The 21,579-nt window shown below is 62.5% G+C and carries 22 protein-coding genes; 10 read left to right on the forward strand and 12 right to left on the reverse strand.

Annotated features, from left to right (window positions below; all coding sequences use genetic code 11):
* Positions 1 to 2 precede the first annotated feature (2 nt).
* From pip to CRO75_RS01465, 7 genes are all read left to right on the forward strand, one after another.
* The gene (gene pip, locus CRO75_RS01435) at positions 3 to 974 is read left to right on the forward strand and encodes a prolyl aminopeptidase (protein ID WP_007925901.1); all 972 of its coding nucleotides are present in this window, start codon (positions 3 to 5) and stop codon (positions 972 to 974) included.
* Positions 971 to 1,408: a D-aminoacyl-tRNA deacylase gene (dtd, locus tag CRO75_RS01440; RefSeq protein ID WP_007925900.1), complete on the forward strand. Its 438-nt coding sequence runs from the start codon at positions 971 to 973 to the stop codon at positions 1,406 to 1,408. Before pip ends, dtd begins: the two co-directional genes overlap by 4 nt.
* 277 nt (positions 1,409 to 1,685) lie before the next feature.
* Positions 1,686 to 3,479 (forward strand): glucan biosynthesis protein G, encoded by a 1,794-nt coding sequence (locus tag CRO75_RS01445; protein WP_097134315.1) that lies wholly within the window; start codon positions 1,686 to 1,688, stop codon positions 3,477 to 3,479.
* On the forward strand, positions 3,472 to 6,042 hold the full coding sequence (gene mdoH / locus CRO75_RS01450) for a glucans biosynthesis glucosyltransferase MdoH (protein WP_097134228.1): 2,571 nt from the start codon (positions 3,472 to 3,474) through the stop codon (positions 6,040 to 6,042). The genes CRO75_RS01445 and mdoH overlap by 8 nt, the downstream gene beginning before the upstream one ends.
* A 232-nt stretch (positions 6,043 to 6,274) precedes the next feature.
* Positions 6,275 to 7,072 (forward strand): transporter substrate-binding domain-containing protein, encoded by a 798-nt coding sequence (locus tag CRO75_RS01455; protein ID WP_009041799.1) that lies wholly within the window; start codon positions 6,275 to 6,277, stop codon positions 7,070 to 7,072.
* 149 nt (positions 7,073 to 7,221) lie between these two features.
* Positions 7,222 to 8,184: an amino acid ABC transporter permease gene (locus tag CRO75_RS01460; RefSeq protein WP_097134229.1), complete on the forward strand. Its 963-nt coding sequence runs from the start codon at positions 7,222 to 7,224 to the stop codon at positions 8,182 to 8,184.
* Positions 8,177 to 8,911, forward strand: a complete 735-nt coding sequence (locus CRO75_RS01465; RefSeq protein ID WP_085533503.1) for an amino acid ABC transporter ATP-binding protein — start codon at positions 8,177 to 8,179, stop codon at positions 8,909 to 8,911. Before CRO75_RS01460 ends, CRO75_RS01465 begins: the two co-directional genes overlap by 8 nt.
* Before the next feature lie 186 nt (positions 8,912 to 9,097).
* Here CRO75_RS01465 and CRO75_RS01470 read toward each other — a convergent pair whose 3' ends face one another.
* The 10 genes from CRO75_RS01470 to ubiE form a co-directional block, all read right to left on the reverse strand.
* A complete protein-coding gene (locus tag CRO75_RS01470) occupies positions 9,098 to 11,014 on the reverse strand; it encodes a methyl-accepting chemotaxis protein (RefSeq protein ID WP_097134230.1) in 1,917 nt (638 codons plus the stop codon).
* Between the two features lie 154 nt (positions 11,015 to 11,168).
* Positions 11,169 to 11,876 carry a 16S rRNA (uracil(1498)-N(3))-methyltransferase gene (locus tag CRO75_RS01475; RefSeq protein WP_097134231.1) on the reverse strand — a complete coding sequence of 236 codons (708 nt, stop codon included), beginning with the start codon at positions 11,874 to 11,876 and terminating at the stop codon, positions 11,169 to 11,171.
* Positions 11,873 to 12,667: a twin-arginine translocase subunit TatC gene (gene tatC, locus CRO75_RS01480; protein WP_053259344.1), complete on the reverse strand. Its 795-nt coding sequence runs from the start codon at positions 12,665 to 12,667 to the stop codon at positions 11,873 to 11,875. Before tatC ends, CRO75_RS01475 begins: the two co-directional genes overlap by 4 nt.
* A complete protein-coding gene (gene tatB / locus CRO75_RS01485; RefSeq protein WP_016704437.1) occupies positions 12,664 to 13,104 on the reverse strand; it encodes a Sec-independent protein translocase protein TatB in 441 nt (146 codons plus the stop codon). The genes tatC and tatB overlap by 4 nt, the downstream gene beginning before the upstream one ends.
* Positions 13,105 to 13,114: 10 nt before the next feature.
* Positions 13,115 to 13,393, reverse strand: a complete 279-nt coding sequence (locus tag CRO75_RS01490; protein ID WP_007925884.1) for a twin-arginine translocase TatA/TatE family subunit — start codon at positions 13,391 to 13,393, stop codon at positions 13,115 to 13,117.
* A 25-nt stretch (positions 13,394 to 13,418) separates the two neighbouring features.
* Positions 13,419 to 13,751 (reverse strand): phosphoribosyl-ATP diphosphatase, encoded by a 333-nt coding sequence (locus CRO75_RS01495; protein ID WP_007925883.1) that lies wholly within the window; start codon positions 13,749 to 13,751, stop codon positions 13,419 to 13,421.
* Between the two features lie 2 nt (positions 13,752 to 13,753).
* Positions 13,754 to 14,146, reverse strand: a complete 393-nt coding sequence (gene hisI / locus CRO75_RS01500; protein WP_007925882.1) for a phosphoribosyl-AMP cyclohydrolase — start codon at positions 14,144 to 14,146, stop codon at positions 13,754 to 13,756.
* Between the two features lie 81 nt (positions 14,147 to 14,227).
* A complete protein-coding gene (gene ubiB / locus CRO75_RS01505) occupies positions 14,228 to 15,832 on the reverse strand; it encodes a ubiquinone biosynthesis regulatory protein kinase UbiB (RefSeq protein WP_009041806.1) in 1,605 nt (534 codons plus the stop codon).
* On the reverse strand, positions 15,829 to 16,452 hold the full coding sequence (locus CRO75_RS01510) for an SCP2 domain-containing protein (RefSeq protein ID WP_097134232.1): 624 nt from the start codon (positions 16,450 to 16,452) through the stop codon (positions 15,829 to 15,831). The genes ubiB and CRO75_RS01510 overlap by 4 nt, the downstream gene beginning before the upstream one ends.
* Entirely contained in the window at positions 16,452 to 17,222 is a 771-nt protein-coding gene (gene ubiE / locus CRO75_RS01515) for a bifunctional demethylmenaquinone methyltransferase/2-methoxy-6-polyprenyl-1,4-benzoquinol methylase UbiE (RefSeq protein WP_009041808.1), read from the reverse strand. Before ubiE ends, CRO75_RS01510 begins: the two co-directional genes overlap by 1 nt.
* 155 nt (positions 17,223 to 17,377) lie before the next feature.
* On the opposite strand from ubiE, the gene CRO75_RS01520 reads away from it, so the two are divergent.
* From CRO75_RS01520 to CRO75_RS01530, 3 genes are all read left to right on the forward strand, one after another.
* On the forward strand, positions 17,378 to 17,653 hold the full coding sequence (locus CRO75_RS01520; RefSeq protein ID WP_007925878.1) for a polyhydroxyalkanoic acid system family protein: 276 nt from the start codon (positions 17,378 to 17,380) through the stop codon (positions 17,651 to 17,653).
* Between the two features lie 207 nt (positions 17,654 to 17,860).
* On the forward strand, positions 17,861 to 18,283 hold the full coding sequence (locus CRO75_RS01525; RefSeq protein ID WP_097134233.1) for a phasin family protein: 423 nt from the start codon (positions 17,861 to 17,863) through the stop codon (positions 18,281 to 18,283).
* A gap of 10 nt (positions 18,284 to 18,293) precedes the next feature.
* Positions 18,294 to 19,058, forward strand: a complete 765-nt coding sequence (locus tag CRO75_RS01530) for a phasin family protein (RefSeq protein ID WP_097134234.1) — start codon at positions 18,294 to 18,296, stop codon at positions 19,056 to 19,058.
* 75 nt (positions 19,059 to 19,133) lie between these two features.
* Here the strand turns inward: CRO75_RS01530 and CRO75_RS01535 are convergent, their stop codons facing one another.
* Complete coding sequence (locus CRO75_RS01535) at positions 19,134 to 19,754, reverse strand: TetR/AcrR family transcriptional regulator (protein WP_009041811.1); 621 nt, start codon at positions 19,752 to 19,754, stop codon at positions 19,134 to 19,136.
* Between the two features lie 57 nt (positions 19,755 to 19,811).
* Complete coding sequence (gene phaC / locus CRO75_RS01540) at positions 19,812 to 21,494, reverse strand: class II poly(R)-hydroxyalkanoic acid synthase (protein ID WP_097134235.1); 1,683 nt, start codon at positions 21,492 to 21,494, stop codon at positions 19,812 to 19,814.
* Positions 21,495 to 21,579: the final 85 nt, after the last annotated feature.

Below are 21,579 nucleotides of genomic sequence, written 5' to 3' on the forward strand. Positions count from 1 at the left end.
CAATGCAGACTTTGTACCCGCAGATCAAACCCTATGCCCGGCACGATCTGGCTGTCGACGAACCCCATGTACTGTATGTCGATGAGAGCGGATCCCCGGAAGGTTTGCCGGTGGTGTTCATCCACGGTGGCCCGGGAGCCGGGTGCGATGCCCAGAGTCGCCGTTACTTCGATCCGAACCTGTACCGCATCATCACCTTCGACCAGCGCGGTTGCGGGCGCTCCACCCCGCACGCCAGCCTGGAAAACAACACCACCTGGGACCTGGTCGCCGACCTCGAGCGGATCCGCCTGCACCTGGGCATCGAAAAATGGGTGGTGTTCGGCGGCTCCTGGGGTTCGACCCTGGCCCTGGCTTATGCGCAAACCCATCCTGAGCGTGTTCATGGTCTGATTCTGCGGGGGATCTTTCTGTGCCGTCCGCAGGAAATCGAGTGGTTCTACCAGGCCGGCGCCAGCCGTCTGTTCCCCGATTACTGGCAGGACTACGTGGCGCCTATCCCGCTGGACGAGCGCGACGACCTGCTCAGCGCCTTCCACAAGCGTCTCGTCGGTAACGACCAGATCGCCCAGATGCATGCGGCCAAGGCCTGGTCGATCTGGGAAGGGCGGACCGCGACCCTGCGGCCGAACCCGCTGGTAGTCGATCGTTTCTCCGAGCCGCAGCGCGCGCTGTCGATTGCCCGGATCGAATGCCACTACTTCACCAACCATGCGTTCCTCGAGCCGAACCAGCTGATTCGCGACATGGGCAAGATCGCCCACTTGCCGGGCGTGATCGTGCATGGTCGCTACGACGTGATCTGCCCGCTGGACAATGCCTGGGAATTGCATCAGGCCTGGCCGAACAGCGAGCTGCAGGTGATCCGCGATGCCGGTCACGCTGCGTCCGAACCGGGCATCACCGATGCGCTGGTGCGTGCCGCTGATCAGATGGCCCGGCGCCTGCTCGACCTGCCGCCCGAAGAAGCATGAAGGGGCTGTTGCAGCGCGTGCGCGGCGCGCGGGTCGAGGTGGCGGGGGAAATCGTCGGGGCGGTGGACCAGGGTTTGCTGGTGCTGGTGGCGGTGGAGCCCGAGGACACTCGGGCCAGTGCCGACAAACTGCTGCACAAGCTGCTTAACTATCGGGTATTCAGTGATGCCGAGGGCAAGATGAACCTGTCCCTGGCCGATGTGGACGGCGGTTTGCTGCTGGTCTCGCAGTTCACCCTGGCCGCGGATACCAAGAACGGCCTGCGCCCGAGTTTTTCCACGGCGGCGCCGCCGGCCCTCGGTGAAGAACTTTTTGATTATCTGCTATGCAAGGCGCAACAGTTGCATGGCAAAGTAGCATCAGGGCGCTTCGGGGCGGATATGCAGGTCCATCTGGTCAATGATGGCCCGGTAACCTTCCTGTTACAGACCTGAAAGTGCTTGAAACATCTTTTTCGGCCGGAACCGGCCGAAAATAGGCGTTTTTCGCGATAAATACTTGGTCGCCCCTGATGCGTTGTAACGCGGGCTACTAGATAATCGCGCGCTACGGGGATCAGCGTTCGTTGGTCCGTTTTTGACTTAGGTAGAGACTTGTTCGGGACCGTTTGGGGAATCATTTAGCCCCATCGGAGTCGGAACAATGCTCGCCAACCTGGCATATAGATAGCTGGCCGTTGGTTTTTTGATCTGTTTTCGGCGAGGGTTGCTCGTGATTGTTAGTCCCTGTAATGCACCAAAATTGTCTGCCAAACGGTTACGAAACGCACTGGTGACGGGCTCTGCACTGCTTTGCCTGCTTAGCGCCGGCCAACTCTGGGCATTCAATCTGGATGATGTATCGGCCAAGGCTAAGGATCTGGCCGGGCAGAAGTACGAGGCTCCGCGCAGTAACCTGCCGAACGAATTTCGTGAGATGAAGTTCGCGGACTATCAAAAAATCCGCTTCCTGCCTGAAAAGGCCGAGTGGGCCAAGCAGAAAACCCCATTCAAGCTGTCCTTCTATCATCAGGGCATGCATTTCGACACGCCGGTGAAAATCAACGAAATCACGGCGAACACCGTCGAAGAGATCAAATACGACTCGACTCGCTTCGACTTCGGCGACCTCAAGTTCGACCCCAAGGCCACCGAGCAGCTCGGTTATGCGGGCTTTCGCGTGCTGTACCCGATCAACAAGGCGGACAAGCAGGACGAAATCATGACCATGCTCGGCGCGAGCTACTTCCGCGTCGTCGGCAAGGGGCACGTCTATGGTCTGTCGGCCCGTGGCCTGGCCATCGACACCGCGCTGCCGTCCGGTGAGGAATTCCCGCGCTTTACCGAATTCTGGATCCAGCAGCCCAAGCCGACCGACAAGCACCTGGTGATCTTCGCCCTGCTGGACTCGCCGCGCGCCACCGGCGCCTATCGCCTGACCCTGCGTCCAGGCAGCGACACCATCGTCGACGTCAAGGCCCGGATGTTCCTGCGTGACAAGGTCGGCAAGCTGGGCATTGCCCCGCTGACCAGCATGTTCCTGTTCGGCGCCAACCAGCCGTCGAAAGTCCTCAACTACCGCCGCGAGCTGCACGATTCCAGCGGCCTGTCGATCCATGCCGGCAACGGCGAGTGGATCTGGCGTCCGCTGAACAACCCGAAACACCTGGCCGTGAGCAACTTCTCGGTGGAAAACCCGCGTGGTTTCGGTCTGCTGCAGCGTGGCCGCGACTTCAGCCACTACGAAGACCTCGACGACCGCTACGACAAGCGCCCAAGCGCCTGGATCGAGCCGAAGGGCGACTGGGGCAAAGGCACCGTCGACCTGGTAGAGATCCCGACCGCGGACGAAACCAACGACAACATCGTGGCGTTCTGGAGCCCGGAAAAGCAGCCTGAGCCAGGCCAGCCGTTCGATTTCGCCTATCGCCTGCACTGGACCATGGACGAAGCCTCCCTGCATTCGCCGGACAGCTCCTGGGTCGAGCAGACCCTGCGTTCCACCGGTGACGTCAAGCAATCCAACCTGATCCGCCAACCGGACGGCAGCGTGGCTTACCTGGTGGACTTCGAAGGTCCATCCCTGGCGGCATTGCCGGAAGACGCCGAGGTGCGCAGCCAGGTCAGCGTCGGCGACAACGCCGAGCTGGTGGAAAACAGCGTGCGCTACAACCCTGAAACCAAGGGCTGGCGCCTGACCCTGCGGATGAAGATCAAGGACTCGAGCAAATCCACCGAGATGCGCGCGGCCCTGGTCAAGAACGCCACCCCTGTCGAGCCGGCCAAGGCCGTGTCGCCAGCCTCCAGCGCCTCCATTGCCAAGGCCGACAAAGTCGCCGCCAAGCAGCAGGAGAAGAAAGAGGCGGATGCCAAGCAAGCCGAAGCCAAGCCGGCCAAGGACGCCAAGAACCACAAAGACGCCAAGCAGCCTGCTGCTGCCGAGGCGGCCCCAGCCACACCGGAATCTGTCCCGACCGAGCAAGTCCTGACCGAGACCTGGAGCTATCAGTTGCCTGCCGATGAGTAACGCTCAAGTACAGCCAGAGACTCTTGCCGAGTATCTGGCGCACCTGCCAATGACCGATGAGCAGCGCGCGGAACTCGCGGGCTGCAAGTCCTTCAGTGAACTGCACGAACGCCTGTCGTCGTCGACGTTCGACGCGCCCTCCGATGCCGCCCAGGCCTCGGTGGGCCGCCGGCTGACCCTGGGTTCCGCCGAGGAACTGATCGATGCCGAGATGCTGGCGCTCGACGCCAGCGGTCGCGTGTGCCTCAAGGCCACGCCGCCGATCCGTCGGACCAAGGTCGTTCCCGAGCCATGGCGCACCAATATCCTGGTGCGTGGCTGGCGACGCCTGACCGGTCGGACCAATCCGCCGCAGCCACCGAAAGATCAGAACGTGCTGCCGGCCGCCCGCTGGCGTACCGTCGGTTCGATCCGTCGCTACATCCTGTTGCTGCTGATGCTTGGCCAGACCATCGTCGCCGGCTGGTACATGAAAGGCATCATGCCGTACCAGGGCTGGGCGTTCGTCGACCTGGAAGAAGTCATGCATCAGCCATTGATGCAGACCGCCACCCAGGTACTGCCGTATGCCCTGCAGACCAGCATCCTGATCATGTTCGGCATCCTGTTCTGCTGGGTCTCGGCCGGTTTCTGGACCGCGCTGATGGGCTTCCTCGAGCTGCTCACCGGGCATGACAAATACCGCATTTCCGGCAAAAGCGCCGGCAACGAGCCGATCCCCAAGGATGCCCGTACCGCGCTGGTCATGCCGATCTGCAACGAAGACGTGCCGCGGGTATTCGCCGGCCTGCGGGCGACCTTCGAGTCGGTCGCGGCCACCGGCGACCTGGACCGTTTCGACTTCTTCGTGCTCAGCGACAGTAACGAGACCGATATCTGCGTGGCCGAGCAACAGGCCTGGCTGGACGTCTGCCGCGAAACCAAGGGTTTCGGCAAGATCTTCTATCGCCGCCGTCGCCGTCGGGTGAAGCGCAAGAGCGGTAACCTCGACGACTTCTGCCGCCGTTGGGGCGGCGACTACAAGTACATGGTGGTGCTCGACGCCGACAGCGTGATGAGCGGCGAATGCCTGACCAGCCTGGTGCGCTTGATGGAAGCCACGCCGGACGCCGGGATCATCCAGACCGCGCCGAAAGCCTCGGGCATGGACACCCTGTATGCGCGCATGCAGCAGTTCGCCACCCGCGTCTACGGCCCGCTGTTCACCGCCGGCCTGCACTTCTGGCAGCTGGGCGAATCCCACTACTGGGGCCATAACGCGATCATCCGCATGAAGCCGTTCATCGAGCACTGCGCCCTGGCGCCGTTGCCCGGTAAAGGTGCCTTCGCCGGTGCGATCCTGTCCCACGACTTCGTCGAAGCAGCGCTGATGCGTCGCGCCGGCTGGGGCGTGTGGATTGCCTATGATCTGCCGGGCAGCTATGAAGAGCTGCCGCCGAACCTGCTGGACGAGCTCAAGCGCGACCGGCGCTGGTGCCACGGCAACCTGATGAACTTCCGCCTGTTCCTGGTCAAGGGCATGCACCCGGTGCACCGTGCGGTGTTCCTCACCGGGGTGATGTCCTACCTGTCGGCGCCGTTGTGGTTCTTCTTCCTGGTGCTGTCGACGGCGCTGCTGGCGGTCAATACGCTGATGGAGCCGCAGTACTTCCTGGAGCCGCGCCAGCTGTATCCGCTGTGGCCGCAATGGCATCCAGACAAGGCGATCGCGCTGTTCTCGACCACGATCGTGCTGCTGTTCCTGCCGAAGCTGTTGAGCATCATCCTGATCTGGGCCAAGGGCGCGAAAGAGTTCGGCGGCAAGTTCAAGGTGACCCTGTCGATGCTGCTGGAGATGCTGTTCTCCATGCTGCTGGCGCCGGTACGGATGATCTTCCACACCCGTTTCGTGCTGGCCGCGTTCCTGGGCTGGGCCGCGACCTGGAACTCGCCACAACGTGACGACGACTCCACGCCGTGGAGCGAAGCGGTGCGCCGCCATGGTCCGCAGACCCTGCTGGGCTTCTGCTGGGCGCTGCTGGTGATCTGGCTGAACCCGAGCTTCCTCTGGTGGCTGGTGCCGATCGTCGGTTCGCTGATGCTGTCGATCCCGGTGTCGGTGATTTCCAGCCGCGTCGGCCTGGGCCTGAAGTCCCGTGACGAAAGCCTGTTCCTGATCCCCGAGGAATACGCACCGCCCCAGGAACTGCTGTCCACCGATCAGTACACCCATGAAAACCGTTGGCATGCGCTGAATGACGGTTTCATCCGGGCAGTGGTCGATCCGCAGCAGAACGCCCTGGCCTGTGCCCTGGCGACGTCCCGGCACGGCCAGGCCGAGCCGATCGAGTGGCTGCGTATCGAACGTGTCCGCCATGCCCTGAAAGTCGGGCCGGCGGCGCTGAACAACGGCGAACGCCTGGCGCTGCTGAGCGATCCGGTGGCCCTGGCCCGGTTGCACGAGCAGGTCTGGAGCGAAGGCCACGCCGACTGGCTGAGCGCCTGGCGGCAATCGATGGATGAAGATCCTCATGCACCGTTGTTGCCGTTGCGACCGCCAACGGCAATCGCCCAACCGGCCTGATGACAACGCCCTTGAGAGCACTCTCAAGGGCGTTGTTGTTTGTGGCATCTGCTTTTGTCGTCCCCTCTGTAACAACAAATCCTGGTCAAGCCCTTGTGCAAATAGGCGGGTGAGTTAGCATCGCACCCCGAATTGCCGCGAGCGGGCCCATGGTGCCCGTATCCGCCGGTTTTCCAAGGGAAAACCGGCCGCGGGTTGGCCTCACAATAAAATGGGTTCAGGGGACTTGAAGATGAAGAAGTATCTTTCGATGCTGCTGCTCGGCGTCACGGCAATGGTGGCGGTCAATGCAGCCCAGGCTGGCGCCATCGATGATGCGGTCAAGCGCGGCACGCTGAAAGTCGGCATGGACCCGACCTACATGCCGTTCGAGATGACCAACAAGCGCGGCGAGATCATCGGTTTCGAGGTCGACATCCTCAAGGCCATGACCAAGGCCATGGGCGTCAAGCTGGAGCTGGTTTCCACCGGCTACGACGGGATCATCCCGGCCCTGCTGACCGACAAGTTCGACATGATTGGCAGCGGCATGACCCTGACTCAGGAGCGCAACCTGCGCCTGAACTTCAGCGAACCCTTCATCGTGGTCGGCCAGACCCTGCTGATCCGCAAGGAGCTGGAAGGCACCATCAAGTCCTATAAAGACCTGAACAGCGCCGACTACCGCATCACCTCCAAGCTGGGCACCACCGGCGAAATGGTCGCCAGGAAGCTGATCGCCAAGGCCAAGTACCACGGCTACGACAACGAGCAGGAAGCCGTGCTCGACGTGGTCAACGGCAAGGCCGACGCCTTCATCTACGACGCCCCGTACAACGTGGTGGCGCTGAGCAAGGTCGGCAACGGCAAGCTTACGTTCCTCGACAAGCCGTTCACCTACGAGCCTCTGGCCTTCGGCCTGAAGAAGGGTGACTACGACAGCCTCAACTTCATCAACAACTTCCTGCACCAGATCCACGAAGACGGCACCTACGATCGTATCCATGACAAGTGGTTCAAGAGCACCGAGTGGCTCAAGGACATGGAATAACACTCGGTCAGACAGACCGAGTCGCCCCATTCGCGGGCAAGCCTCGCTCCTACGGATTTACGCAATCCCTGTAGGGGCGAGTCGGCTCGCGGTGGCGTCCTGATCGGCAACACCGAACCTCCCCGCTGCAAACGGCTGGAACCTGCAAAGTGATCAAACATAAAAAAGCCCAATGGCCCTGGCACGTACTGACCGTGTTGGTTCTGATCGGCCTGGCCGGCGCGTTGTACTACGCCACCTCGCTGATGTCCTACGAGTGGCGCTGGAACCGCTTACCACAGTACTTCGCCTACCAGGCCGAGGAATCGCAGCGGGCGGTGGACATCTCCACCGTCAGCGAGCTGGTGCGCAAAGGCGGCAAGGCCGAAGTCACGCTGCGCAACGACGCGGGCGACGAGCAACAGCTGACGGTCGACGAGAACAGCCTGCAAGTCGCCCGTGGCGACGATGTGGCCGAAGGCGATGTGATCGGCGTGACCCGTCACTGGGCGGCCGGACCGCTGCTGCTGGGCCTGTGGACCACCTTGTGGCTGTCGGTGGTGTCCGGGGTGCTGGGCTTGTTCATCGGCCTGGCGACCGGGCTTTGCCGGCTGTCGAACAACCCGACCCTGCGCGACCTGTCGACCATTTACGTCGAACTGGTGCGCGGTACGCCGCTGCTGGTGCAGATCTTCATTTTCTATTTCTTCATCGGCACGGTGCTGAACCTGTCCCGCGAGTTCGCCGGGATCGCCGCGCTGTCGCTGTTCACCGGTGCCTATGTGGCGGAAATCGTCCGCGCCGGCGTGCAGTCGATCGCCCGCGGCCAGAATGAAGCGGCCCGTTCCCTGGGCCTGAACGCCAGCCAGTCGATGCGCCATGTGGTGCTGCCACAGGCCTTCAAGCGCGTGCTGCCGCCGCTGGCCGGGCAGTTCATCAGCCTGGTGAAGGACACCTCGCTGGTGTCGGTGATCGCCATCACCGAGCTGCTCAAGAGCGGACGTGAAGTCATTACCACCTCGTTCTCGCCGTTCGAGATCCTGTTCTGCGTGGCGGCCCTGTACCTGTTGATCAACCTGCCGCTGTCGAAGATGGCCAGCCGGCTTGAGCGGAGGCTCGCGCAAAGTGATTGAAGTTCGCGATCTGGTAAAAGTCTTCGACACCCGGGGCCAGGTGGTCCGCGCGGTGGATAACGTCACCACCCGCGTGGCCAAGGGCGAAGTGCTGGTGGTGATCGGTCCGTCCGGTTCCGGCAAGTCGACCTTCCTGCGTTGCCTCAACGGCCTGGAGCAGTTCGATTCCGGTTCGGTGAGCATTGACGGCCTGCAACTGGCCGACCCGAAGACCGATGTGAATGCCTATCGCCGCGAAGTTGGCATGGTGTTCCAGCACTTCAACCTGTTCCCGCACATGACCGTGCTGGAAAACCTCTGCCTGGCGCAGAAGGTGGTGCGCAAGCGCGGCAAGCAGGAGCGCGAGGCCAAGGCCCTGGCGTTGCTGGAGAAGGTCGGTATCGCGCAGAAGGCCAACGAATTCCCCTCGCGCCTTTCCGGTGGCCAGCAGCAGCGCGTGGCCATCGCCCGGGCGCTGGCCATGGAACCCAAGGTCATGCTGTTCGACGAGCCGACTTCGGCGCTGGACCCGGAAATGGTCGGCGAAGTGCTGGACGTGATGAAGACCTTGGCCCTGGAAGGCATGACCATGGTCTGCGTGACCCACGAAATGGGCTTCGCCCGGGAAGTGGCGGATCGGGTGCTGTTTTTCGATCACGGCAAACTGCTGGAAGACGCCTCGCCAGCGGCGTTCTTCGATGCGCCCCAAGACCCGCGGGCCCAGGCGTTTTTGCGTCAGGTCCTGTAACCCACCCCGATACCCTGCTTGGCAATACGCCCTGTAGCCGCTGCCGAAGGCTGCGATAAGGTCCGCAGGACCTTGGTTCCCGGCCTCAGGCCGAACATCTGACGGCCTTGAGATCGCTGCACCCCTCCGGGGCGATCACAGCCTCGCGGGCTCGGCAGCGGCTACAGGGATCGCCGCTGCCCTGGCTCAGACCCGGAAGCGCCCGACCAGGGTCTGCAGATGGGTCCCCAGGCGCGCCAGCTCGACGCTGGAGGCCGCTGTCTCTTCACTGGCTGCCGAGGTCTGCTCGGACACGTCGCGCACGTTCAGCACGCTTCTGTTGATTTCCTCGGCCACCGCGCTCTGCTGTTCGGCCGCGGCGGCGATCTGCTGGTTCATCGCCTGGATCGCCGAGACGGTGCGGGTGATGTTTTCCAGCGAGCCACCGGCACGGCGGGTCAGTTCGACGCTGCTGTCGGTCAGGCTGCGGCTGTTGTCCATGATGTTGGCCACTTCCTGGGTGCCGTTCTGCAGGCCGACGATCAGCTCCTCGATCTCCTCGGTGGACTTCTGGGTGCGCTGCGCCAGGCTGCGTACCTCGTCGGCGACCACGGCGAAACCGCGACCGGCTTCGCCCGCGCGGGCGGCTTCGATGGCGGCGTTGAGGGCCAGCAGGTTGGTCTGCTGGGCGACCGACTTGATCACGTCGAGCACGCTGCCGATCTTGTCGCTTTCCTGCTTCAAGTGGCCCATGGCGGCGGTGGAGTTGCCGACCTCGGCGGCCAGGCGCTCGATCTGCGCGATAGCCTCGCCGACCACCTTGTCGCCTTCGCGGGCCTGCTGATCGGCAGCGACCGCCGCTTCCGAGGCTTCTTCGGCGTTGCGCGCGACTTCCTGGACCGTGGCGGCCATTTCATTCATGGCGGTGGCGACCTGGTCGGTCTCGACTTTCTGGCTGTTGACCCCGGCGCTGGTCTGTTCGGTCACCGCCGACAGCTGCTCGGCGGCGCTGGCAATCTGGGTGACGCCATCGCTGATGCCGCCGATCAGCTCGCGCAGGCTCAGGGTCATGCGTTGCATGGCCCGTTGCAGCTGGCCGAGCTCATCGCGCCGCTCGACCTGCAGGTTCTCGCTGAGATCGCCCGAAGCGACACGCTCGACCACCTTGAGGGTCTGGCGCAGCGGGATGACGATCTGCCGGGTGATGCTCCAGGCGGCGACCAGGCCGAACAGCAGGGCCAGCGCGGTGACGATGGCCAGGGTGCTTCTGGCCTGGGCGGCGTCGCTGTCGCGTACTGCGGTTTGCGTAATAGTTAGCTGCTTGCTGATTTCCATCAGGCGATCGCCCTGGGCCGCCATGCGTTTGAGGGCGGCGGCGCTGGCCACCTGGGAGTCGCGGAAGTCGCTGACCGCCGAGCGATAGCCTTTCAGGGCGTCGGTGGCCTGTTGCAGGTTGGCCAGGTGCTGTTCCGGCAGCTTGGCCGGCAGGCTGGCGAGGTTGTCCAGGGCGTTGTCGATGGCGTCCAGCGCCGGCTGTTCGGCCTCGGCCTTGCCGCTGTAGGTGTAGCCGCGGACCTGGAAACGCGCCTGCTGGATCAGTTTGCTCAGGTCGATGACGCTATTGAATTGCGCCACGCTGTCGCCCTGCAGCATGGATTTCTCCACTTCGGCCACCCGGGCCACGGCGTTATCGGCGGTGGCGCCCAGTTTGGCGCGGGCGGCTTCACGGCTGGCGGTGGCGCGGGTCATGTCGGCGAAGGCCAGCTTGTACTCGCTGACGGCGGCGATCTGTTGGTCGATCATGGCGATGCTTTCAGGCATTTCCAGCATCTTGCGTGCGCGTTGCAAGCCTTCGTCGAGCTTGTTCAGCAGCTCGCTGACGGCCCCCGGTCCCTGCTCGCCACGGCGCATTTCATAGTCCAGGCGCGCGATGCGCAGGTCCTTGGTCAGCTCGTTGAGGGTGGAGATGTAGCCCAGCTTGTCGCCGCGCTCGATCACATTGCCCAGGCCCAGCCAGCCGGTCGCGGTGATCAGCAGGGTCAGTAGCAGCACCAGGCCGAAGCCAACGCCGAGTTTGAGGTTGACGCTCACATTTCCCAGACTCTGGGCTAACCAACGGTACATGCCGCGAACTCCCTTGGGCGATTAATAGGTTTTGTACCAAGGTTATCGGCTTGATCAGATAAATCTGAAGCAGAGCGAGGCTTGCCCGCGATGGCGCCGTGTCAGGCACATCGCTATCGCGGCAAGCCTCACTCCTACGGGAGTGGGGGGCTAATCAGAACAGGCGGGCGAGCAGGGCGGTGACGGCGGTTTCGACCCGCAGGATGCGCTCGCCGAGCTGCACCGGTTGCAGGCCGGACTTGCCCAGCAGGTCGATTTCGTAAGGGATCCAGCCGCCTTCCGGGCCGATGGCCAGGGTCACCGGCTCATCCAGGCCGCGAGGGCAGGCCGGGTACTGGCCGGGATGGCCGACCAGGCCGAGGGTGCCTTCGACCAGTGCTGGCAGACGGTCTTCGACGAAAGGTTTGAAACGTTTTTCGATGATCACTTCCGGCAGCACGCTGTCGCGGGCCTGTTCCAGGCCAAGAATCAGTTGCTCGCGAATCGCCTCGGGTTCGAGGAAAGGCGTTTGCCAGAAGCTTTTCTCGACCCGATAGCTGTTCACCAGCACCAACCGGGGCACACCCATGGCGGCGACGGTTTGCAGCACCCGGCGGAGCATTTTCGGACGGGGCAGGGCCAGCACCAGGGTCAGGGGCAGCTTGGTCGGCGGCGGCTGGTCGAGGCTGACTCGCAGTTCGGCTTCCCCGGGCTCCAGGCGCAGCAGTTCGGCCGAGCCCATCAGGCCGCCGATACGGCCGACCCGCAGGCTGTCGCCCACCGCGGCACGATGGACTTCCTGCATGTGGGTCAGGCGGCGATCGCGCAGGATCACCCGGTCGGCCGCGATGAAGTCGGCCTCTTCAAGAAGCAGCAGGTTCACGCTTGGGTCGCTGGCGGCTGGTCATTGTGATCTTCAGCCGGCTGGTCGTCCGGATGGTCGCCGCGCTTGCTGATCAGGCTGCCGAACAGGATGCCGATCTCGAACAGCAGCCACATCGGTACTGCCAGCAAGGTCTGGGAGAAGATGTCCGGCGGGGTCAGGATCATGCCGACCACGAAGCAGCCGATGATCACGTACGGGCGGATCTTCTTCAGGTAGGCGACGTTGACCACGCCGATCCACACCAGCAGCACCACCGCCACCGGGATCTCGAACGCCACGCCGAAGGCGAAGAACAGGGTCATGACGAAATCGAGGTAGCTGGTGATGTCGGTCATCATTTCCACGCCGGCCGGGGTGGCCGCGGCGAAGAACTTGAAGATCAGCGGGAACACCAGGAAGTAGGCGAAGGCCATGCCGATGTAGAACAACAGGATGCTGGAGACCAGCAGCGGTACGGCGATGCGCTTTTCGTGCTTGTACAGGCCGGGGGCGATGAAACCCCAGATCTGGTGCAGGATCACCGGGATCGCCAGGAACAGCGAGACCATCATCGTCAGCTTGAGCGGGGTCAGGAACGGCGACGCCACGTCGGTGGCGATCATCGTTGCGCCCGCCGGCAGGTACTGGCGCAGCGGCGTGGAGACGATGGTGTAGATCTGCTGGGTGAAGGCGAACAGCCCGCCGAAGATCAGGAAGATCGCCGCCACGCAGCGCAGCAACCGGGTGCGCAACTCGGTGAGGTGCGACACCAGCGGCATATGTTGGTCGTTTTCCGGAATATCGCTCATGGGGCTCGCGGCGGCAAAGTAGGGTCGTGGGGGGCTGGCGTGACAGGCGTTGTCACGGGCGCAGCCGGTTCGGCCGGTGCAGTTGCGGCAGTAGGGCTCGCCGTGGTCGCGCTGGCTGGTGCTTCAGGCGCCGCGGCAGGCGCATGAATGCTTTGCTCGGCCACGGGCTCGACCGGTGTCGGCTGTTGCTGGATCGGATTGAGGATCTTCCGCGCTTCCTGTTCCAGCGACAGAATGTGTTCGTTGTGCAGTTGCCGACGAATTTCATCGGCACCGATTTCCCGTTCAACTTCCTGCTTGATCGCATTGAAGCTGCGCTTCAAGCGGCCGATCCACAGGCCTGCCGTGCGCGCGGCACCCGGCAGACGCTCGGGGCCGAGCACCAGCAGGGCCACCAGGCCGACGAGCAGCAGTTCAGAGAAGCTGATACCAAACATTAGTCAGTGCTCACGAGTCTTTGCGGGTCGGCTCTTCGACTTTTTGCGCCTGCACGTCGATGGTGTGCGGCTGGTTCAACGGAGCGCTTTGCGGCTGGACCGGCGGAGCAGGCTGGGCGGTCGGTGGCACGCCGGGCTCGGCGGGTTTTTCGTCGTCGTTCATGGCCTTGCGAAAGCCCTTGATCGATTCGCCGACGTCGGTGCCGAGGTTTTTCAGTTTCTTGGTGCCGAACACCAGCACCACGACAACCAGGATGACGATCCAGTGTTTCCAGTCAAAAATGCCCATGCTGCGTTTCCTCTCTAAATGATGTTCAGGCGGACGGACGCGAGGCTTTCTCGGCGTGTCCGGACAAACCGAAGCGCCGGTCCAGTTCATCGAGAACGGCCTGCGGATGCTGCCCCAGCTGGGCGAGCATGACCATGGTGTGGAACCACAGGTCGGCGGTTTCGTAGATCACATCGCTGCAGTCGCCGCTGTGGGCGGCGTCCTTGGCGGCGATGATGGTTTCCACCGATTCCTCGCCGACTTTTTCCAGAATCTTGTTCAGGCCCTTGTGGTACAGGCTGGCGACATAGGAAGTGTCGGCGGCGGCGCCTTTGCGCTCTTCCAGCACCTGGGCCAGACGGGTCAGGGTATCGCTCATGTTCAGTGTCCTGCTTGATAGATCGCGTGCGGGTCTTTGAGTACCGGATCGACCGTTTTCCAGTCGCCGTTTTCATAAACGCGGTAGAAGCAGCTCTGGCGGCCTGTATGGCAGGCAATGTCGCCGATCTGTTCGACCATCAGGATGATGACGTCGGCATCGCAGTCCAGGCGCATTTCATGGAGCTTTTGCACATGCCCGGACTCTTCTCCCTTGCGCCATAGCTTGCCACGCGAACGTGACCAGTAGATGGCACGGTTTTCGGCAGCGGTCAGGCTCAGCGCCTCGCGGTTCATCCAGGCCATCATCAGCACGCGCCCGGTCTTGTGATCCTGGGCGATGGCTGGCACCAGGCCGTCAGCGTCCCATTTGATCTCGTCCAGCCAATCTTTCATCTTCGACTCCGACAACAGGGCTCGACGCGCTCGTCGAGCCTCGGCGATGGGAAACAGTGTGCCAGCCGCTAGCCCGGCTGGCTATCGGCGCACGACCAGATACAAGCCCACGGCAATCATGATTCCAGCCGGCCAGTGACCCAGCCCGTTCAGCGGTCCGCCGGCCGCGAGGATCGCCCCACCGCCCAGGTGCGCCGCGCCGAGAAGACGCAGGAACCAGTCGTCCTTGCGCCGTTTCCAGGGAGGAGAAGGGTCCTGGGCATGGGGCTGGGACATGCGCTCGAGCAGGTCGCGGGTCATGTTGGCCAGGTGCGGCAGTTGCTCGACCTGGCTGTGCAGGTTGCCCAGCAAGGCTTTGGGGCTGACGCGCTCGCGCATCCAGCGTTCGAGGAACGGCTGGGCGGTGTTCCACAGGTCCAGCTCCGGGTACAGCTGGCGGCCCAGGCCTTCGATGTTCAGCAGGGTCTTTTGCAGCAGCACCAACTGCGGCTGCACTTCCATGTTGAAGCGGCGAGCGGTCTGGAACAGGCGCATCAGCACCTGGCCGAAGGAAATATCCTTTAACGGTTTTTCGAAGATCGGCTCGCACACGGTACGGATCGCCGCTTCGAATTCGTTGAGTTTGGTTTCTGCCGGCACCCAGCCCGAATCGATGTGCAACTGCGCCACGCGCCGGTAATCGCGCTTGAAGAACGCGAACAGGTTGCGGGCCAGGTAGTCCTGGTCTTCCGGGGTCAGGCTGCCGACGATGCCGCAGTCGATGGCAATGTACTGCGGGCTCCAGGGCTGCACGGTGCTGACGAAGATGTTGCCCGGGTGCATGTCGGCGTGGAAGAAACTGTCGCGGAACACCTGGGTGAAGAAGATCTCCACGCCGCGCTCGGCGAGCATTTTCATGTCGGTGCGCTGGTCGGCGAGCGTGGCCAGGTCGGTTACCTGGATCCCGTAGATGCGTTCCATGACCAGCACTTTCGGCCGGCACCAGTCCCAGTAGACCTGCGGCACGTAGAGCAGTGGCGAGCCTTCGAAGTTACGCTTGAGCTGGCTGGCGTTGGCCGCTTCGCGCAACAGGTCGAGTTCGTCGTAGATGGTCTTCTCGTAATCGCTGACCACGTCCACCGGGTGCAGCAGGCGGGCGTCGGCCGAGACCTTCTCGGCGGCGCGGGCGAGGATGAACAGCCAGGCCAGATCCTGCGCGATGACCGGCTTGAGGCCCGGGCGGATGACCTTGACCACCACTTCTTCGCCGCTCTTGAGCTGGGCGGCATGGACTTGCGCCACCGAGGCGGAGGCCAGGGGCTCGATATCGAAGCGGCTGAACACCTCGCTGATTTTCTTGCCCAATTGCTCCTCGATCAGCGCCACCGACTTCTTCGAGTCGAAGGGCGGTACGCGGTCCTGCAGCAGCATCAGCTCGTCGGCGATGTCTTCGGGCAGCAGGTCGCGGCGGGTCGAGAGAATCTGCCCGAACTTGATGAAGATCGGTCCCAGGTCCTGCAAGGCCAGGCGCAGGCGCGCGCCGCGGCTCAGCTCCAGTGGCTTGCGCGGGAACCAGCGCCAGGGCAAGGCGTAGCGCAGCGCCAGGAGGAACCAGGGCAGTGGCAGGGCGAACAGCAGGTCATCGAGGCGGTAGCGAATCACGACGCGCTGGATGCGCAACAAACGGCGGACGGCAAGCAGCTTCATGCGTTATCGCTTGGGTCAAGGGATCGGGAAAGGCGCTCGAAGCGCGCCTCGAGACGTTCCAGGTCGAGCTTGACCCGGTCCAGTTCGCTGAAACGGGCCTCGGCTTCGCGCTGGCCCACCAGGGTGCGCGACTCTTCGGCCAGGTATTCGGCAAGGTTCTGGTTCAGGCTGGCGAAACCCTGGCGGTACCAGCGCGCGCGGCTACGGATATGGCCGCTGAACAGCTGGGTGGCCACCGGGCCGAGCCAGCGCGAGAGTTCGTATTCCCAGTCCAGCTCCAGGTCCTGGAGGACGGCCGCCAGTTCCAGCAGCACGCCGCTGTCGCCTTCCAGCTCGACCTCGGGACCGTGCAGCACCGCGGTCTTGTCCTGGCTCAGGGCCAGGCGCACCAGGTTCGAGGCCGGCGCCCGCAGGGTGCAGTCGGCGTCGGCGGCCCAATGCGCGGCGAGGGTCAGGCCCTCGTCGCCGGGAATGACGAACAATTGCACGCTCGGGCTGCGGCAATCGACGGCGATGACCTTGCCGTTCAAAGGCTGCAAGCGTGGCAAAGCCGTGCTGTCGAGACGCAGTACACGGTTGAGGCCGTGTTCGACGCTGGCGAGCAGGCCGCTGAACAACATCAGGGTTTGATGCCGCGGTGCAGGGCGACGATGCCCGCGGTCATGTTGTGGTAGGTCACGCGATCGAAACCGGCCTCGATCATCATCGACTTCAGGGTTTCCTGATTCGGGTGCATGCGGATCGATTCGGCCAGGTAACGATAGCTTTCCGAGTCGTTGGTGATCAGCTTGCCGGCCAGTGGCATGAAGGCGAACGAGTAGGCGTCGTAGACCTTGGACATCAGGGCGTTGGTCGGCTTGGAGAATTCCAGCACCAGCAGGCGGCCACCGGGCTTGAGTACCCGCAGCATCGAGCGCAGGGCATCTTCCTTGTGGGTCACGTTGCGCAGGCCGAAGGCGATGGTCACGACGTCGAAATGGTTGTCCGGGAATGGCAGTTTTTCCGCGTCGGCCTGAACGAACTCGATGTTGCCGGCCACGCCCTTGTCGAGCAGGCGGTCGCGACCGACCTTGAGCATGGAGGCGTTGATGTCGGCCAGCACCACCTGGCCGGTAGGGCCCACCAGATGGGAAAACTTGCGGGTCAGGTCACCGGTGCCGCCGGCGATGTCCAGCACGCGATTGCCGGGGCGAACGCCGGACAATTCGATCGTGAAGCGTTTCCACAGGCGATGCATGCCACCGGACAGTACGTCGTTCATCAGGTCGTACTTGGCGGCTACCGAGTGGAACACCTCAGCGACTTTTTCCGCCTTCTGGCTTTCCGGAACGTTTTTGAAGCCGAAGTGAGTGGTGGGTTCGGCATCGCTGCCTTTGCGCTGATCAGTCATATCGCTGTCACCAAAAGAGAATGCGGGACATTCTAATCCCGGTGGCGGTCTTTGTCTTGGCAAGGCTGAATGTAAGATAGTGAAGCGCCGGGGCGTTTTGACGCAGCGCAGCTCAAGACGCTCAAGGCAAGTCCCGATAAATCAGGAGTCATTCAATGGCCCGTATAAGTGTTGAGCGTGCCCACGGCCTGGGTAAGGAGGCAGCCCGCGAAAAGGCTGACCAGTTGGCGCAGAAACTGGCCGATCAGTATGGCCTGGAGCCGCAGTGGTCGGGCGATACCCTGAACCTCAAGCGTTCGGGGGTCAAAGGTGCGGTGCAGGTGGGCGACGATTCGATCAGGGTCGATGTCGAACTGGGCCTGTTGATGTCCGCCATGAGCGGCATGATCAAGTCGGAAATCGAAAAGGCGCTGGATAAAGCCCTGGTCTGAGGCGCTTTCGCGGAAGTCGGCTTGCCGGCGATTTCGGGTGTTGTCATGGCGCCTGGAAAAGCATCGCTGGCGAGCTGGTTTTTCCAATAACCGTCCAGCCTTTTATGACATTGGTTAGGGTGCCGATTCTAATTTTTCTCACTACTTTGTGCCTGAGCCCACTTTACTGCGGGCAGTTCCTCAAACCTTCTGCGCGTGAGGTGCACTATGGCCAAAGTAATTCTGAAGAAAAAAGTTGATACCGCATCAACCACTCTGAGTGAAGTCAAATCCTATGCCCGCAAGATCTGGCTGGCAGGCCTGGGTGCCTACACCAAGGTTGGCCAGGAGGGCAGCGAGTACTTTCAAGAGCTTGTCAAAGCCGGTCAAACTATTGAAAAGAAAGGCAAAAAAGTTGTGACTGAACAACTTGAGGCCGCCAACAGTCAGATTGATAGCGTGAAGGGGGATGTCACCAGTCTCAGAGGCAAAGTCGAAGTGCAGCTGGATAAAGTCGAGAGGGCTTTTGACACGCGCGTCGCAAGTGCCTTGAATCGCATCGGCATTCCGTCTAAACATGACGTTGAGACACTCTCTGCTAAGCTCGATGAGCTGACGGCATTGCTCGAACGTGTCGCGCGTAAACATTAAGGAGAACGGGATGGCTGGTAAAAAGAATACTGAAAAAGAAGGCAGCTCGTGGATCGGGAAGGTCGAAGACTACTCCCGTAAAATCTGGCTTGCTGGTTTAGGCGTGTACTCGAAAATCGACACTGACGGCAGCAAGCTTTTCGAGTCGCTGGTCAAGGATGGCGAGAAAGCCGAGAAGCTCACCAAAAGCGCTGTCGGCAAGAAAGTCGACGCCGCCAAGGACTCCGCGAGCTCGGCAAAATCGCGCATCAGTGGCGTCAAGGACCGCGCGCTGGGCAAGTGGGACGAGCTGGAAGGTGCATTCGACAAACGCTTGAACAGTGCCATTTCGCGTCTGGGCGTGCCTAGCCGCAATGAAGTCAAGGCGCTGCACAGCAAGGTCGACACCCTGACCAAACAGATCGAGAAACTCACAGGCGCCAAGGTGGCTCCGATCGCGGCCAAGACTGCAGCGGCCAAACCGGCGGCCAAGCCGGCAGCCAAGGCTCCGACCAAGGCAGCAGCCAAGCCTGCCGCGAAACCGGCAGCCAAAACTGCGGCGGCCAAGCCGGCTGCAAAACCTGCCGCCAAGCCAGCGGCCAAGCCCGCCGCAAAACCGGCAGCGAAGAAACCAGCAGTGAAGAAACCGGCAGCACCCAAGGCCGCTGCACCGAAGCCTGCGGTTGCCGCCAAGCCGGCAGCACCGGTCAGCCCTGCGAATTCCGCAGTGGCGCCAACCCCTGCCGTCACCCCGACTGCCGCGCCAGCACCGGCGACGCCAACCAGTCAGTCCTGAGTTTTTCGGGGCATACAAAAACGCCCGGCCTGCAAAGGTCGGGCGTTTTTGTTCGTGGGGCTCTTGCGGCGCCGGTCAATCGTGCTCGTCGAGGTAGCGCAGGGCCATCTGCTCGGTGGCCAGTTTCGCCGGTGGCAGCAAGTGCGGCGCCACCAGCATCATGATCTGGTAGACCACCACCCGTACCTCGCCCTCGCGATCGAGAATGCGCTGATAGTCCAGCGAGAACAGCAGGGTCATGGTGATCTGTTCCACCAGTTGCCCCAGTGCCTGGGTATCGCTGACCAATTGGCCCGAAGCCTTGAGCCTGGCCAGCAGCGAGGCCAGGGTGCGCTTCAGGGCGTTGAGCAGGTTGCGAATTCCCTTGGCCAGCTTCGGCAGGCGTCCGGCCAGGTTGGACAGGTCCTGGAACAGGAAGCGGTAGTGCGCCAGGCGCTCGACGATCAGGTGCAGGAACAGCCAGTAGTCTTCGGGAGCCAGGTGCACATCGGCGGGTGGATCGAGCAGGGGCGCCAGCTCATTCTGAAAGCGCTCGAACAACCCGAGGACCAGCGGCTCCTTGCCGTGAAAGTGGTAGTAGAGGTTGCCGGGGCTGATCCCCATTTCGTTGGCAACTTCCATGGTCGAGACATTGGGTTCGCCCTTGTGATTGAACAGTTGCAGAGCGCATTCGAGTATCCGGTCGCGGGTTTTCATCCAGTCTTCTTGGTTGTTCTGTCAGGCCGCGACCCTGGGGCCGCGGCGCGGGGAAGTTCAGCGGACGCGCACGTAGGTGCCAGGCGCCGCCTCCATCGGTGGGTAATTCTGGTTACCCAGGGTCATCAGGGTTTCGCGCTGGGCGCCGGAACGCTGCTGGATCCACTCCAGCCATTGCGTCCACCAACTGCCGTCGACGTGCTTGGCGTCGTAGTACCAGGCCCGCGGATCGCTGCTGAGCTTGCCGTTTTCGACGTAGTTGGCCTTGGGGTTGCTCGGCGGGTTGAGGATGCTCTGCACATGCCCGCTGTTGGACAGCACGAAGCGCTTGTCGCCGCCCAGCAGCAGGGTTGAGCGATACACCGCATCCCAAGGGGTGATGTGGTCGTTGATGCCGGCGACGCTGAAGCTGTCGACCGTGACCTTTTGCAGGTCGATTGGCGTGCCGCATACTTCCAGGCCCCCGGGATGACTCATCGGGTTGTGCTTGAAGAAATCCAGCAGATCGCCATGAAAGGCAGCCGGCAGCCGGGTGTTGTCGTTGTTCCAGTAGAGGATGTCGAACGCCGGCGGCTCCTTGCCCAGCAGGTAGTTGTTGACCCAGTAATTCCAGATCAGGTCGTTGGGCCGCATCCAGGCGAACACCTTGGCCATGTCGCGACCGTCAAGCACGCCGCGTTGATAGGAGCGGCGCTTGGCTGCCTCCAGGGTCTGTTCGTCGGCGAACAGGGTCGCCGGGCTATCCAGCTGGCTATCCAGCAGGCTGACCAGGTAGGTGGAGCTGGAGACCCGACGCAGTTGTCGCTTGGCCTGCAGGTGGCCTTGCAGGGCGGCAATGGTCAGGCCGCCGGCACAGGCACCCATCAGGTTCACGTCACGACTGCCAGTGATCGCCCGGCAGGCATTCATGGCTTCCTCCACGGCCTCGACATAGCTCGACAGGCCCCATTCGCGATGCCGGACATCGGGGTTGCGCCAGCTGATGATGAAGGTCTGCAGGCCGTTTTTCAGGGCGAACTGCGCGAAGCTGTTGGTGGGGCTGAGGTCGAAGATATAGAACTTGTTGATCTGCGGCGGCACTATCAGCAGGGGCCGGGCGTACTGTTTTTCGCTCATCGGCTTGTACTGGATCAGTTCCAGCAGCTCGTTGCGAAACACCACCGAACCGGGAGTGGTGGCCAGGCTCCTGCCGACTTCGAAGGCCTGTTTGGTGACCTGGCTGGGCAGGCCATTGTTATGCAGCAGGTCGTCGACCAGATGACTGATGCCGCGGATCACGCTGTTGCCGCCGGAGTTGAAGATTTCCTTGATCGCCAGCGGATTGAGCAGGGTGTTGGACGGTGCCACCGCATCGTTGAGCAAGTTGAAGGCAAAGTGCGCGCGGGCCCGGTCGTCCGCGCTCATGCCGCTGTCGTCGATCCAGCTTTTGATCTGTTTCTGCCAGCTGAGATAGGCCTGCAGGCCGCGTCGGTAAAACGGGTTCAGGCTCCAGGTCGGATCGGAGAAGCGGTTGTCCTGAGGGTTGGGTTTGTGCAGTGTTTCGCCCAGCAGTACACGGCCCAATTGGCCACCTAGCGCCAAGGCATGGCGCGCGCTGTGCACCGGGTTACGCAGGCCGTAAGTGGCCACGCTGCGCAGAGTCGACAACAAGTCACGGCCACGCAGGCCGGTGATGGCACTCTGGGCAGTGATGTAGGTGGCGGGCGTGGGCAACGAGCCCGCCGTTGGTTTGTCTCGCATGCTTCAACACTCCTTCGTCAAGCCATCAACAAGCACACCAAGACAAACACCATAGTCGGTCCTGAACCATCCTGCGCGCGCGACG

This window comes from Pseudomonas sp. LAMO17WK12:I10 (assembly GCF_900215185.1).
Classification (GTDB): Bacteria; Pseudomonadota; Gammaproteobacteria; order Pseudomonadales; family Pseudomonadaceae; genus Aquipseudomonas; species Aquipseudomonas chlororaphis.

Bases quoted from the DNA above. Each gene is read 5' to 3' on its own strand.
- pip (WP_007925901.1), top strand. From the start codon at position 3: ATGCAGACTTTGTACCCGCAGATCAAACCCTATGCCCGGCACGATCTG.
- dtd (WP_007925900.1), top strand. From the start codon at position 971: ATGAAGGGGCTGTTGCAGCGCGTGCGCGGCGCGCGGGTCGAGGTGGCG.
- mdoH (WP_097134228.1), top strand. From the start codon at position 3,472: ATGAGTAACGCTCAAGTACAGCCAGAGACTCTTGCCGAGTATCTGGCG.
- CRO75_RS01455 (WP_009041799.1), top strand. From the start codon at position 6,275: ATGAAGAAGTATCTTTCGATGCTGCTGCTCGGCGTCACGGCAATGGTG.
- CRO75_RS01470 (WP_097134230.1), bottom strand. From the start codon at position 11,014: ATGTACCGTTGGTTAGCCCAGAGTCTGGGAAATGTGAGCGTCAACCTC.
- tatC (WP_053259344.1), bottom strand. From the start codon at position 12,667: ATGAGCGATATTCCGGAAAACGACCAACATATGCCGCTGGTGTCGCAC.
- tatB (WP_016704437.1), bottom strand. From the start codon at position 13,104: ATGTTTGGTATCAGCTTCTCTGAACTGCTGCTCGTCGGCCTGGTGGCC.
- CRO75_RS01490 (WP_007925884.1), bottom strand. From the start codon at position 13,393: ATGGGCATTTTTGACTGGAAACACTGGATCGTCATCCTGGTTGTCGTG.
- CRO75_RS01495 (WP_007925883.1), bottom strand. From the start codon at position 13,751: ATGAGCGATACCCTGACCCGTCTGGCCCAGGTGCTGGAAGAGCGCAAA.
- hisI (WP_007925882.1), bottom strand. From the start codon at position 14,146: ATGAAAGATTGGCTGGACGAGATCAAATGGGACGCTGACGGCCTGGTG.
- ubiB (WP_009041806.1), bottom strand. From the start codon at position 15,832: ATGAAGCTGCTTGCCGTCCGCCGTTTGTTGCGCATCCAGCGCGTCGTG.
- CRO75_RS01510 (WP_097134232.1), bottom strand. From the start codon at position 16,452: ATGTTGTTCAGCGGCCTGCTCGCCAGCGTCGAACACGGCCTCAACCGT.
- ubiE (WP_009041808.1), bottom strand. From the start codon at position 17,222: ATGACTGATCAGCGCAAAGGCAGCGATGCCGAACCCACCACTCACTTC.
- CRO75_RS01520 (WP_007925878.1), top strand. From the start codon at position 17,378: ATGGCCCGTATAAGTGTTGAGCGTGCCCACGGCCTGGGTAAGGAGGCA.
- CRO75_RS01525 (WP_097134233.1), top strand. From the start codon at position 17,861: ATGGCCAAAGTAATTCTGAAGAAAAAAGTTGATACCGCATCAACCACT.
- CRO75_RS01530 (WP_097134234.1), top strand. From the start codon at position 18,294: ATGGCTGGTAAAAAGAATACTGAAAAAGAAGGCAGCTCGTGGATCGGG.
- CRO75_RS01535 (WP_009041811.1), bottom strand. From the start codon at position 19,754: ATGAAAACCCGCGACCGGATACTCGAATGCGCTCTGCAACTGTTCAAT.
- phaC (WP_097134235.1), bottom strand. From the start codon at position 21,494: ATGCGAGACAAACCAACGGCGGGCTCGTTGCCCACGCCCGCCACCTAC.